At 74.0% G+C, this 12,726-nt stretch carries 10 protein-coding genes; 2 read left to right on the top strand and 8 right to left on the bottom strand.

Annotated elements, in window-relative coordinates:
• Positions 1–108 precede the first annotated feature (108 nt).
• The 6 genes from Y09_RS08075 to dut all read right to left on the bottom strand — a co-directional run bounded on the left by Y09_RS08075 (position 109) and on the right by dut (position 8,810).
• Positions 109–1,983 (bottom strand): 1-deoxy-D-xylulose-5-phosphate synthase, encoded by a 1,875-nt coding sequence (locus tag Y09_RS08075; RefSeq protein ID WP_234695672.1) that lies wholly within the window; start codon positions 1,981–1,983, stop codon positions 109–111.
• A gap of 282 nt (positions 1,984–2,265) precedes the next feature.
• Positions 2,266–5,064, bottom strand: coding sequence for an aconitate hydratase AcnA (acnA, locus tag Y09_RS08070; RefSeq protein WP_053917259.1), 2,799 nt, complete (start codon positions 5,062–5,064; stop codon positions 2,266–2,268).
• Positions 5,065–5,286: 222 nt separating this feature from the next.
• Positions 5,287–6,609, bottom strand: coding sequence for a class I SAM-dependent RNA methyltransferase (locus Y09_RS08065; protein ID WP_053917258.1), 1,323 nt, complete (start codon positions 6,607–6,609; stop codon positions 5,287–5,289).
• Positions 6,610–6,730: 121 nt separating this feature from the next.
• Positions 6,731–7,552 carry a DUF3159 domain-containing protein gene (locus Y09_RS08060; protein ID WP_053917257.1) on the bottom strand — a complete coding sequence of 274 codons (822 nt, stop codon included), beginning with the start codon at positions 7,550–7,552 and terminating at the stop codon, positions 6,731–6,733.
• Positions 7,549–8,328 (bottom strand): DUF3710 domain-containing protein, encoded by a 780-nt coding sequence (locus Y09_RS08055; protein ID WP_053917256.1) that lies wholly within the window; start codon positions 8,326–8,328, stop codon positions 7,549–7,551. Before Y09_RS08055 ends, Y09_RS08060 begins: the two co-directional genes overlap by 4 nt.
• A 2-nt stretch (positions 8,329–8,330) precedes the next feature.
• Positions 8,331–8,810 carry a dUTP diphosphatase gene (gene dut / locus Y09_RS08050; RefSeq protein ID WP_053917255.1) on the bottom strand — a complete coding sequence of 160 codons (480 nt, stop codon included), beginning with the start codon at positions 8,808–8,810 and terminating at the stop codon, positions 8,331–8,333.
• A gap of 74 nt (positions 8,811–8,884) precedes the next feature.
• Here dut and Y09_RS08045 point away from each other — a divergent pair, with 74 nt between their 5' ends.
• Positions 8,885–9,433 carry a DUF3093 domain-containing protein gene (locus Y09_RS08045; protein WP_281871853.1) on the top strand — a complete coding sequence of 183 codons (549 nt, stop codon included), beginning with the start codon at positions 8,885–8,887 and terminating at the stop codon, positions 9,431–9,433.
• Positions 9,434–9,584: 151 nt separating this feature from the next.
• Here the strand turns inward: Y09_RS08045 and Y09_RS08040 are convergent, their stop codons facing one another.
• Positions 9,585–9,887: a DUF4193 domain-containing protein gene (locus Y09_RS08040; RefSeq protein WP_010550618.1), complete on the bottom strand. Its 303-nt coding sequence runs from the start codon at positions 9,885–9,887 to the stop codon at positions 9,585–9,587.
• A gap of 294 nt (positions 9,888–10,181) precedes the next feature.
• Between Y09_RS08040 and sepH the strand changes: the two genes are divergently transcribed.
• Positions 10,182–11,519: a septation protein SepH gene (gene sepH, locus Y09_RS08035; protein ID WP_053917253.1), complete on the top strand. Its 1,338-nt coding sequence runs from the start codon at positions 10,182–10,184 to the stop codon at positions 11,517–11,519.
• Between the two features lie 60 nt (positions 11,520–11,579).
• Here sepH and Y09_RS08030 read toward each other — a convergent pair whose 3' ends face one another.
• A complete protein-coding gene (locus Y09_RS08030; protein WP_053917280.1) occupies positions 11,580–12,713 on the bottom strand; it encodes an alkaline phosphatase family protein in 1,134 nt (377 codons plus the stop codon).
• Positions 12,714–12,726 lie beyond the last annotated feature (13 nt).

Here is a 12,726-nt window from a genome sequence, read left to right as displayed (position 1 = left end):
CGGCCCACGACACCCGCCGCGTCAGAGCGACGGTGCCCGCGGGTCGTCACCGAGCAGCGCGACTCCGGGGATCGTGTCTCGGAGCAGGCCGACTCAGCGCAGCGCGATTCAGAGCAGCGCGTCGAGGCTCCTCGCGATCCCGGGCACGTCCAGGACCTGGTCGGCGAGGATCGCGTCGCGCTTGCCGTGGGCGAGGAACTCGAGGTCCACGCCCAGGCAGTGCACGACGGGGCCCGGCTGCGCCGGGGTCGCCCGTCGGCCGAGCCGCAGTGCGAGCGCGGCACCGATCCCCCGCTCCGCGAGGCCGTCCTCGAGGGTGAGCACCCCGCGGGCGCCGGCGGCGAGGTCCAGCAGCTCCTCGCCCAGCGGCAGCGCCCGGACCGGATCGAGCACGACCACGTTCGCCGCGGGACGGGACGCCGCGATCTCCCGGGCGGCGGCGAGGGCGCGGTCGGCGAGGGCGCCGACGGAGACGAGGAGCACGTCGATCGGGGCCTCCGCGTCGCCGTGCAGGACGTCTCCCGCGGGCAGCTGGGCGAGCGCCGGGAGCTCCTCGGGGCAGGCGCCCTTGGGGAAGCGGACGATCGAGGGGCCCGGGGTGCCGAGCGCCGCGGGGACCGCCGCGTCGAGGCGGGCGCCGTCGCGGGGCGCCCACAGGCTCAGTCCGGGCACCTGCGCGGCGAGGGCGAGGTCCCAGATGCCGTGGTGGCTCGGACCGTCGTCGCCCGTGATCCCGGCGCGGTCCAGCGTGATCGTGACGTCCTCGCCGTGCAGGGCGAGGTCCAGCAGCAGCTGGTCGTGGGCACGGTTCAGGAACGTCGCGTAGAGCGCGACGAGGGGCAGGCGGCCCCCGGCGGAGAGGCCGGCGGCGGTGTCCAGCGCGAGCTGCTCGGCGATGCCGACGTCGAGGACGCGCTCGGGCATCTCCTGCTGCATCGGGGTGAGCCCGACGGGGTCGATCATCGCGGCGCTGAGCGCGACCACCCGTTCGTCGGCACGGGCGGCGTCGAGCACGGCGGCGCCCAGGCGGGCGCTCCAGGTGCGGGCGGCGGGCTTCGTCGCCTCCTCGCCCTCGAGAGAGAAGGGGCCGGTGGCGTGCCAGTGGTCCACCGCGTCGGCCTCGGCGCGGGCGAAGCCGGCGCCCTTGCGGGTGAGGACGTGCAGGACCACTCCGGCGCTGCCAGGGTCCTCCGCGGCCTCGCGGGCGGCGGCGGTCGCGGCCGCGAGCGCGGTGAGGTCGTGGCCGTCGACGGGCCCCAGATAGGTCAGGCCCAGCTGGGTGAAGACGTCCTGTCCGGGCAGCACCTCGCCCGTGCGCAGCGCGGCGAGATGCCGGGCGAGGCCGCCGACGGTGGGCGCGTAGGAGCGGGTGTTGTCGTTGAGCACGACGACGGTGCGGGAGCCGCGGTCCGCGGCGAGCTCGTTGAGCGCCTCGAGGCCGACGCCGCCGGTGAGCGCGCCGTCCCCGATCACCGCGACGGAGACGCCCGGCTCCCCCGCGAGGCGGTGGGCGCGGTCCAGGCCGTGCGCCCAGGCGATCGAGCCGGAGGCGTGGGAGTTCTCGACCAGGTCGTGCGCGGACTCGCCCCGGTCGGGATAGCCGGAGGTGCCGCCGGCGCGTCGGAGCCCCTCGAGGTCGGCGCGGCCGGTGAGCATCTTGTGGACGTAGGCCTGGTGGCCGGTGTCGAAGACGATCGGTTCCGCCGGGGAGCGGAACTCACGGTGCAGGGCGAGGGTCAGCTCGACGACGCCGAGGTTCGGGCCGAGGTGGCCTCCGCTGACGGCGCAGATCTCGAGGAGGCGGCGGCGCAGGGTGCGGGCGAGGCCCGGGAGCTGTTCCGCATCCAGGGTGCGCAGCGCCTCGGGGTCCGCGGGGATCGGCACCTCGGGCGGGGGCACGGTCGAGTCCGCCGCCGGGCGGGAGGGGGCGGGGCGCGGGCGCCGACGGATCGGCGCGGCAGCGTGCTGCTCAGTGGTGGACACGCACGGTCCTCCCTCGGGGACGGGATCGGGACCTGTTCAGAGTACGTGGTTCTGACCTGCCGAGACGGGAGACATGGTCACATCTGTGCACATCTTCACCGGGGCTTCACCCGGCCCCGCCGAGGTGTGCAACGCGGTGCAGACAGCCCGGTCAGGGGTGCGCGAGAGGGTGCCCGCGGCGCCTCCCACACCCGGACATGACTGCGCCCCGCCCGGCCGGAGCCGGGCGGGGCGCAGCATGCGCCGGTCACGAGGACCGGACAGCGCGGGAGGGGCCTGCGATCAGGCAGCGACCAGCGAGCGCAGGACGTACTGCAGGATGCCGCCGTTGCGGTAGTACTCCGCCTCGCCGGGGGTGTCGATGCGGACGACCGCATCGAACTCCACCGAGGTGCCGTCCTGCTTGGCGGCGACGACCTTCACCATCTTCGGGGTGGCGCCCTCGTTCAGCGCGGTGATCCCGGTGAAGGAGAAGGTCTCCGTGCCGTCGATCCCGAGGGACTCGGCGGTCTCGCCGGCGGGGTACTGCAGCGGCAGCACGCCCATGCCGATGAGGTTCGAGCGGTGGATGCGCTCGAAGCTCTCGGCGATGACGACCTGGACGCCGAGGAGCTTGGTGCCCTTGGCGGCCCAGTCGCGGGAGGAGCCGGTGCCGTACTCCTTGCCGGCCAGGACCACGAGCGGGATGTCCTGCTCGGCGTAGGCCTGGGCGGCGTCGTAGATGAACTCCTGCTCACCGGTCAGGAAGTTCTTCGTGTACCCGCCCTCGACGCCGTCCAGGAGCTGGTTCTTGATGCGGATGTTCGCGAAGGTGCCGCGGATCATGACCTCGTGGTTGCCTCGGCGGGAGCCGTAGGAGTTGAAGTCCTTGCGCGCGACGCCGTGCTCCTGCAGGTACTTGCCTGCCGGGGAGTCGAGCTTGATCGAGCCGGCGGGCGAGATGTGGTCGGTCGTGGTCGAGTCGCCGACCTTGACCAGCACCCGGGCGCCCTCGACGTCGCCGACCGGCGCGGGCTGCGCCTCCATGCCCTCGAAGTACGGGGGCTTGCGCACGTAGGTGGACTCGGAGTCCCACTCGAAGGTCGCGCCCTCGGGAGTCTCCAGGCTCCGCCAGCGCTCGTCGCCGGTGAAGACGTCCTTGTAGTCCTCGGTGAACATCTCCTGGGAGATGGACTCGCCGATGACCTTCTCGACCTCGGTCGGGTTCGGCCAGATGTCGCGCAGATAGACGTCCTGGCCGTCCTTGTCCTGCCCCAGCGGGTCGTTCTCGAAGTCGAAGTCCATGGTGCCCGCGAGCGCGTAGGCGATGACCAGCGGCGGGGAGGCCAGGTAGTTCATCTTCACGTCGGGGTTGATGCGGCCCTCGAAGTTGCGGTTGCCCGAGAGCACCGCGGTGACGGCGAGGTCCTTCTCGGCGATGGCCTCGGAGATCTCCGAGTCCAGCGGGCCCGAGTTGCCGATGCAGGTGGTGCAGCCGTAGCCCACCAGGTGGAAGCCGAGCGCCTCGAGCGCCGGCCAGAGGCCCGCCCTGGTGTAGTAGTTGGTGACGACCTGCGAGCCGGGGGCCATGGAGGTCTTGACCCACGGCTTGGCGACCAGGCCGCGGTCCACCGCGTTCTGGGCGAGCAGGCCGGCGGCCATCATCACCGAGGGGTTCGAGGTGTTGGTGCAGGAGGTGATCGAGGCGATCGAGACGATGCCGTGGTCGATCTCGAAGTCCTTGCCCTTGACCTGGACCGGGTCCGAGGCGCGGCCGATCACGTTCTGGCGCTCCGGGGCGTCGCCGCCGGAAGCGTTGTCCGACTCCAGTCCGGCCGGGTCCGAGGCGGGGAAGCTGCCGGCGTCCTCGCCCTCCTCGACCTGATGGCCCTCGCCCGCGTAGGACGGCAGCACCTCGCGGAAGGACTCCTTCGCCTCGGTGAGGACGATGCGGTCCTGGGGACGCTTGGGTCCGGCGATGGAGGGCACCACGGTGGAGAGGTCCAGCTCGAGGTACTCGGAGTACTCGACCTCCGTCGAGGGGTCGTGCCACAGGCCCTGGCGCTTGGCGTAGGCCTCCACGAGGGCGACCTGCTCCTCGGTGCGGCCGGTCAGGCGCAGGTAGTCGGTGGTGACCTCGTCGACCGGGAAGATCGCGACGGTGGAGCCGAACTCGGGGCTCATGTTGCCGATGGTCGCGCGGTTCGCGAGCGGGACCTGGGAGACGCCCTCGCCGTAGAACTCGACGAACTTGCCCACCGCGCCGTGCCGGCGGAGCATCTCGGTGATGGTGAGCACGACGTCGGTCGCGGTGGCGGCCGGCGGGATCTCGCCCGTGAGCTTGAAGCCCACCACGCGCGGGATCAGCATGGAGACGGGCTGGCCGAGCATCGCGGCCTCGGCCTCGATGCCGCCGACGCCCCAGCCGAGCACGCCCAGGCCGTTGACCATGGTGGTGTGCGAGTCGGTGCCGACGCAGGAGTCCGGGTACGCACGGAGCACTGGCGCAGCGCCATCGACCGACACCTCGCGGGTCATGACGGTGCGGGCGAGGTACTCGATGTTGACCTGGTGGACGATGCCGGTGCCCGGGGGGACGACCTTGAAGTCGTCGAAGGCGGTCTGGCCCCAGCGCAGGAACTGGTAGCGCTCGCGGTTGCGCTCGTACTCGAGCTCCATGTTCTGCTCGAGCGCGTCGAGACGGCCCGCGACGTCGATCATCACGGAGTGGTCGATGACCATCTCCGCGGGGGCGAGCGGGTTGATCCGCTCGGGATCCCCGCCGAGGTCCTGGACGGCCTCGCGCATGGTGGCGAGGTCGACGACGCAGGGGACGCCGGTGAAGTCCTGCATGATCACGCGGGCGGGCGTGAACTGGATCTCGACGGACGGATCGGCCGTCGCGTCCCAGCTCGCGAGCGCACGGACGTGGTCGGCGGTGATGTTCGCCCCGTCCTCGGTGCGCAGCAGGTTCTCGAGCAGGATCTTGAGGCTGTAGGGAAGCTTCTCGGCGCCCTCCACGGCGTCGAGCGCATAGATCTCGTAGTCGGTGCCGCCGACCTCGAGCTTCTGCTTCGCGGCGAATGAGTCGACAGTGCTCATCGGACGCACTCCTTCGGTATGGGTTCGACCCCTCCATCGTAGGCGCGTCGCCCGCGCACGGCAGGCGATCGCGCACCTCGGGGCCCGACGCGGAGGGCGCGGGCCGAGGAGGGGGTGCCGGGCGGGTCCCCGGCAAGTATCTTGAAGTCAAGATAAAGCATACCACGCAGCACCCCATGGTCCTGACAGGGCGTCATCTGCGCCGGGCGCGTGTCGGCCCGGTCAGCCCGCGGAGCGCTCGAGGACCGCGACGGACTCGACGTGGTGCGTGTGCGGGAAGAGGTCGAAGGCGCGCAGGTCCTTGACCTGCCATCCCTTGCCCTCGATCGCGGCGAGGTCGCGGGCGAGGGTGGCGGGCTCGCAGGAGACGTACACGATGCGCTGGCGCACGGCGCCGGCGAGCAGCCCCATCAGCTCGACGCCCGCGCCGGCGCGCGGCGGATCCAGGACCACCGCGTCGACCCCGCCGCGGCGTGCGCGCACCCAGTCGGTGACATCGGCCGTGGCGGTGGAGACCTGCGGGAGGTCCTCGAGGTTCTGGGCGGCCAGCTGGGAGGCGCGGCGGTTGCCCTCGACGGAGACGACCGAGCCGCCCGTGCCCACCTGCTCCGCGGCGACCGCGGCGAAGACGCCGACGCCGCCGTAGAGGTCCCAGGCGCTGCCGCCCCGCGGGGCGTGCAGGGCGGAGTCGACGACCTCGGTGAGCAGCTCCGCGGCCCGGCGGTGGGACTGCCAGAAGCCGGTGGCGCTGACGGTGAACATCCGCTCGCCCAGGCGCTCGTGGACGGTGCCGTCGCCGCGCAGCGGGACGAGACCGCGACCGGTGCGGACCGCGACGTCGGCGTCGCCCCAGCTCTCCGGGATCTCGATCGTCTCGGGATCCAGGTCGCGGCCGATCAGCACCACCGAGGCCGGACCGGCCGAGGGGGCCACGGCGTCGAGGGCCTCGGTGCCCTCCGGGGCGGTCCACTCCCCCAGGCGCAGCGCGCGCACCGCGGGAGCCGACAGGGGATCCTCCCCTACGGGACGCACCTCGTGGGAGCGCCAGCCGCGCATCCCGACCTCCCCGTCGGGGCCGACGGCGTAGCGCACCCGGGTGCGCCAGCCGAGCCCGTCGGCATCGTGCGGGGCGGGCTCGACCTGCACCTGCTCGATCGGGAAGCTCGTCACCCCGGCGCGGCGCAGCAGCTCCTGCATGACCTCGCTCGCGATGCGGCGCTGGGCGGGCAGGGCGATGTGCGCCCATTCGGCGCCGCCGACGCCGTCGACCCCGGCCTCCTCCCACACCGTGGGGACGCGGTCGGGCCCCGCCTCGAGCACGTCGAGCGCCTCGGCACGCCAGAAGCGGGCATCGGCCTTCGCCTGGGGGTCCTCGAGGAGGCGGGCGGTGACGGTCTCCCCCGGTGCGGTGCCGCGCACGAAGACGACCCGGCCCTCGTGGCGGGCCACGAAGGTGCCGCCGGCGGCGGGAGGGCCGGCGGTGACCGTGAGGACTCGGCCGCCGGGGGCGGGGCTGCTCGGCGCGCTGTCGGCATCGGGGGTCATCGGACCACTCTCCTCCACTCCGGGTCCGAGCTCGGCTCGGACGGCGGCAGAACTCTCGGCGGGCACATCGTGCACCATCATCTCATCCAGTGGACGGTGCGCTGACCGCGCCGGTCGGGTCTCAGCGGAGGCCGCGGCGGGCGAGCAGCCCGCGGTGCATGAGCCAGACGAGATAGGCGATCACCGCGAAGGCCGGCAGGCCCATGGCGATCTTCGCCGCGCCGAGCGCCGCGACCTGGCCGGTCAGCAGCAGCGGGAGCTGCACGGCGAGCTTGGCCGCGTACAGCCCCGCGAACAGGAGCGTCGCACGGGTGTACACGCGGCGGCCGTCCTCGTGCTCGCGCCAGTCCGACACCCGCGGGTCCAGCAGCGCGACGACCACCCCGACGAGCGGATGCCGCAGGGCGAGGGAGAGCAGGAGCACGGCCAGCGAGACGGCGTTGGTGACGATGCCCGGCCAGTAGAAGTCGGACCCCTCCCCGGAGCGGACCGCGAGGACCGCGCCGAGCGCGACCCCGATCAGCCCGCCGATCACGGTCGAGGGGCTCTGGCGCTGGACGAGGCGCACCACCAGCATCACCACGACGGCCGCGACCGCCGCCCCCGCGGCGAGGCCCACGGCGCCCGTGGCGACGAAGAGCACGACGAACAGCAGCGTCGGCAGCACCGACTCCACGATCCCGCGGCGCCCGCCGATCGCGTCGGCGACGGAGAACTCCTCCTCCTGGAGCACGGCGCCGAGGCCGCTGCGGGTCGATCCCTCCCCGCCCGCGGGATCTTCCGCGGGCTGCTGGTCCGCCGGGGGCGCGCCCTGCGCGCCGGCCCCGGGAGCGGGCGCGACATCGGAGCCGCTGCGCGGCGTGGATCCGCCAGCAGGCGCGGGGTCGGAGGGCGAGTCGGCCCGGTCCCGACGGGGTCGGCCGCCGGCGCGGTGGGTGCTCATCCGATCTCGGTGATCTCCGGACCGCGGGCGAGCGGGTCCAGCGGGCCGGAGCGGATCTGGTTGAGCCCCGCACGCTCGCCGGGCAGGTGCAGGGGGATCAGCTCCTGCGGCGCCATCGCCTCCGCGCCGCGCACGACGACCAGGCGGGAGACGAGCGTCTCGAAGCGGCGGGCCTGCTCGGGGTCGGCCAGAGCCTTGCCGGAGAGGACCGCGCGCAGCAGCCAGCGCCGCCCGTCGACGCCCATGAAGCGTGCAGGACGGTAGGCAGTGCGGCCGTCGGCCCGCTTGACGGGCATGCGCGCGATCAGCTCGGTCCCGAAGGCGCCCGGGCGGGTCTCGGCGGTGCCGCCCTGCTTGACCACGGACTCGCGCAGCTTGCCCCGCACCTCCTCCCAGATCCCGCGGGACTTGGGAGCCGCGAAGGCCTGGACCTGCAGCGAGGAGCCCTCGATGACGAGGTTCGCGCCGGTCACGGCGTTCGTGCGCTGGTCGACCTCCATCCGCAGCTCCATGCCGTCGATGGCGGGGACGAGCAGGCCGCCGAGGTCGATGCGGTCCTCGTCGGGCGCGTCGGCCTCGTCGTAGGGCCCGTCCTCGAGGTGGTCCCCGCGTGCGGGGGCCTCCTCCTCGTCCTCGGGCTCGTCCTCGGGAAGGGCGTCGTCGGCCGCGGCCTCGTCCTCCGGGGCGTCGTCCGGCGCGGGCGAGTCGAGGTCCAGGGCGTCCAGCCCCTCGATCTCCTCCGGCTCCTGCCGCTTCCTGCGGGAGAACAGTCCCATGGTCATCCCTCCTGGTGGTGTGCGCCGCCGAAGCCGCCGCTGGAGCCGAACCCGGCGGTGGCCCGGTCCGTCTGCTCGAGGTCGTCGACCTCCTGCAGCACGGGGGCCAGGAACGGCACCACCACGAGCTGGGCGATCCGGTCGCCGACGTGGAGGGGGAAGTCCTCCGTCGGATCGGTGTTGTGCAGCGCGACCTTGAGCGGTCCGCGATAGCCGGCGTCCACGATACCGGGGCCGTTGAGGACCGTGACGCCGTGCTTCGCGGCGAGGCCCGAGCGGGGGCAGACGAGTCCCACGGTGCCGGGCGGGAGGGCGACGGCGAGGCCGGTGTCGACCAGTGCGCGGCCGCCCGCGGGGATCACGAGCTCCTCGGCGCTGGCGAGGTCGAGGCCGGCGTCGTCGGCATGGGCGCGGTGCGGGAGCGGGGTCGCGCCGGTGCGGCGGATCCGCAGCGGTGCGCTGGTGTCGGGATCGGCAGACATGACGCCAGGGTAGGCGCTCAGGCGGCGTCCTCCGCGCACCGGAGGTCCAGGGAGTGCGTGAGACCATGGTGGGCATGTCCGCCTCTGCCGTTCCTCCCGCCGCCGAGTCCCCGTCCGAGCGGTCCGCCGCCGGTGCGGCCCCCGTCTCCGGGAGCGGTGCCGGGACGCCGCTCCACCGCGAGCACCTCCTGCCCGGGGTCGGCGCCTGGGTGATCGGCATCGCGATCGGCGCAGCGCTCGGGCTCGTCATCGTGCCGCTGCACCTCGGCGCGGCGATCGCGCTGTCGGCGGTCTCCATCGTGATCGCGATCGTGCTGCTGATCTCCTACTCCCCCGTGCTGGAGGTCTCGGACAGCCGGTTCCGCCTGGGCCGCGCCCGGATCGACGTGACGGAGCTGGGCGAGCCGCAGGTGCTGCGCGGCGAGGACTGGGCTCTCACGATCGGCCAGGACTTCGAGCCGCTGGCTCACCACGAGGTGCGCGGCTGGGCCCGCAGCGGGATCCGCGTCGAGGTGCTGGATCCGGAGGACCCGACCACCGCGTGGGTCGCCTCGACCCGTCGCCCCGAGGACCTCGCCCTCGCTCTGCGCACCGCCCAGCAGCAGGCGCGGCGCGCGGCCTGACCGGCGGCGCCGTCCACGACCTCGCCGGAGACGCGCCACGGCCCGGCCGGACGCGACCGGTCCGGGAACGACGGACGGCACCTCCCTGTCGGGAGGTGCCGTTCCTGCTGCAGGGGTTCTCCCCCTCTGCTGACCCGCGCTCGCGCGCACGTCAGGCCGCCGCGCACTCCTTGCAGATGATGAGCGTGCCCTCGACGTGGTCGATCTGGCTGCGGTGCTTCACGAGGAAGCAGCTGGCGCACGTGAACTCGTCCGCCTGGCGGGGGAGCACGCGCACGGACAGCTCCTCGCCGGAGAGGTCGGCGCCCGGGAGCTCGTAGGAGTCGGCCGCCTCGGCCTCGTCCTCGTCGACCGTGGGGGTCGCCGCCTCGTTCCGTCGGCCCTTCAGCTCCTCGATGGAGTCGTCGTTCGACTCGTCGTCGTTCTTGCGCGGGGCGTCGTAATCAGTGGCCATCTACGGTCCGTTCCTGGTTGTCTGCGGGGTCGTACGCCTGGGTGTGGGCATGTCCGCGCCGGTGCGGCCACTAGGGACCGCATACGACCGGTCCGGGCCCCAACGCTGAATGCGGCGGCATTATTGCAGAGACACCCGTGAGCGGCAACACGACGTCCCCGCCCCGTCGGCGTCCGGTGTCGACGGCCCGGGCGCGTCCGGCGCGCACCCAGGCGTCGCACTGTAGGGTCACGGCCTAGACTGTGCCTGCGAGCGACCAGGCTCCGAGACCAGGCTCGGACGGAGAGGACGACGATGCGCGAGCTCGATCTCGACGGGATCCACGACGACGGGGAGCATCTGCTCCTGGTCGACTCCGACGGCGATCGGTACACCCTGCGGATCGACCGCGCGCTGCGCGCCGCGGTGCGCTCGGACCGTCCCGCGCTGAACATGATCCAGGCGGCCGACGCGACCCCGCTGCGCCCCAAGGAGATCCAGGCGATGCTCCGTGCCGGCCGCAGCGCGGAGGAGATCTCGGAGACCTCCGAGATCCCCCTCGAGCACGTCCGCCGCTACGAGGGGCCGGTGCTCGCCGAGCGCGAGTGGACCGCCCAGCGGGCGCGCACCTTCCCCGTCGGCCGCGGCGGCCCCGCCCTCCAGGAGGTCGTCGCCGAGCGGCTCGCCGCCCGCGAGGCGACCGGCGAGAGCGCCTGGGACGCCTGGCGGCGCCCCGACGGCACCTGGACCCTCGAGCTGACCTTCTCCGCGGGCGGTCGCACCCGGCAGGCCCACTGGGCCGCCGATGTCGAGACCCGCTCCGTGTCCCCGCTGGACGACGAGGCCCGCTGGATCAGCGACGAGGACGCCCCGCCGGAGCCCAGCCGCGGCCGCGGCCGGCTCCAGGCCGTGAAGTCCTCCGTGTACGACCTCGAGGCCGACGGCTCGCTCGAGGGCGAGTCGCCCCGCGCCCGCACCTGGCCGCCCCGCCGTCCCGTGGCGGACCAGCACCCCTCCGCGCTCGAGGACAGCGAGCTCGACGCGCTCAACGCCCGTCGCGGGATGCGCTCCGTGCCCCGCCCCGACGACTCCGCGACCGTCTGGTCGGGGCTCGACGAGACCGTCGAGGAGCCCGGCGACGACAGCACCGATGCGCAGGGCTCCGGGCTCGCCGCCGATCCCGCTCCGCACACCGAACGCGTGCGTCCCGTCGCACCGGTGCTCGCCGGCCCGGCGGGGGCCGGATCGGGCGCCGGGGCGGACGAGTCCCCCGCCGACCACGACCCGGACGCGGAGGCCCTGCGCGAGCACTCCTCGGCACCGGAGGAGCAGGACGGGCAGGGCGCCGACGAGGAGCTCGCCGCCGAGGACCCCTCGGACTCCCCGAGCGCGCAGGACGGCGCCGACGACCCGGCCGAGGAGACCTCCGACGAGGCGGGCGACGAGCCCGCGGAGCCGGGGATCCAGTACCAGGACACCGTGGACCTCACGCCGCTGCCCGGCTTCGACGACGCCTCCGCCGCCGCGCGGGGAGAGGGCTCCGGCGAGTCCGAGGAGCCCGCGAAGCCGGCCCGGAAGTCCTCCCGGTCGAAGAGCAAGCGCGCCTCGATGCCCAGCTGGGACGAGATCGTCTTCGGCTCCCGGAACGACTGAGCCGACGCCCGCGGCCGCCGAGGGCGGCGCTGCCCACCGGGCATCGCGCCGCAGCAGGGCTCAGGTGATCGTGCGCAGCAGCGGCACGACCGCCTCCGCCGAGGTGAGCGATCCGTGCACCCCGATCATCGACCGGGCCGTCTCGGGGCGGCGTGAGAAGTCGTCCACGCCCCAGCGTCCGCGGGCGAGGACGAGCACGTCGGCGATCCGTCCCCGGACGTGCGCGGGGATCGCCGTGGCAGCCGGGCCGAGCAGCCCCGAGGCGAGCACCTGGTCCCGGGTGAGGACCAGGGCGCGCTCCCCCATCAGCACGCGCATCCGCTCGGCGAGCTCCTCAGCGGCGCCGTCGCCGGGCACCGCGTGCAGGGCGAGCGCCCTCGCCTCCCCCGTCACCTCCTCGACCAGGGACAGGATCGCCGGCTCCTCCGCGAGGTCGACGGTGTGCGCGGCGGAGGTGTCGACCATCCCGTGATCGGCGGTGAGGTGGACGCGGGTCCCCCGGGGGACGCGTCGAAGCAGCGTGCCGATCAGCGCGTCGACCTCGGCGAGCGCGGTGCGCCACGTCTCGGAGTCGATGCCGTGCGCGTGGCCCGCGTGGTCCACGTCGTCCACGTGCAGGTGCACCAGCGCGTCCGGGCCGCCGCGGTGCAGCGCGGTGCGCACCGCCTCTACGCGGTCCCCACGACCCTGGGCGAGGAACTCCCAGCCGCGATAGGCGACGCCGCTGAGATGGGAGCGGGCGTGCTTGGCGGGGGCGACCTGCACGGCGCGGCGCGTCCCGGCCTCCACCGGGGTCGTGAGCGGCATCCAGGCGTGGGGGTCCAGGCCCGGGGCGCCGGTCAGCTGGTTGACGGCGCGGCGGCCTGCGGGGTCGAAGCCGAGATAGCCCAGCACCCCGTGCTCGAGCGGTGCGATCCCCGTGTGCAGGGAGACCATCGCGCTGGCGGTCGTCGACGGGGTGACCGTGCGGATCCGCTCGACGGAGCCCTCGAGGCGCCTCAGCGTCGGGGTGAGCGCCCGGTGCTCGGTCAGCAGGTCCGCGCCGACGCCGTCGAGCAGCACCACCAGGTCGCGTCCCTCCTGGGGCGCGGAGGCGAGGGGGGCGAGCACGTCGAGCAGGCCCGGGCGCTCCCCCGCGGCGAAGGGCGGGGGGAGCAGGTCCTCGGGCCAGTCGGGCAGGGCAGGGTGGTCCATCTCGGCCATGCTC

It is taken from the genome of Brachybacterium sp. SW0106-09, from assembly GCF_001293905.1.
Lineage (GTDB): Bacteria > Actinomycetota > Actinomycetes > Actinomycetales > Dermabacteraceae > Brachybacterium > Brachybacterium conglomeratum.
The sequence above is the reverse complement of the archived record's forward strand: the minus strand, read 5'-3'. Positions and strand labels throughout refer to the sequence as shown.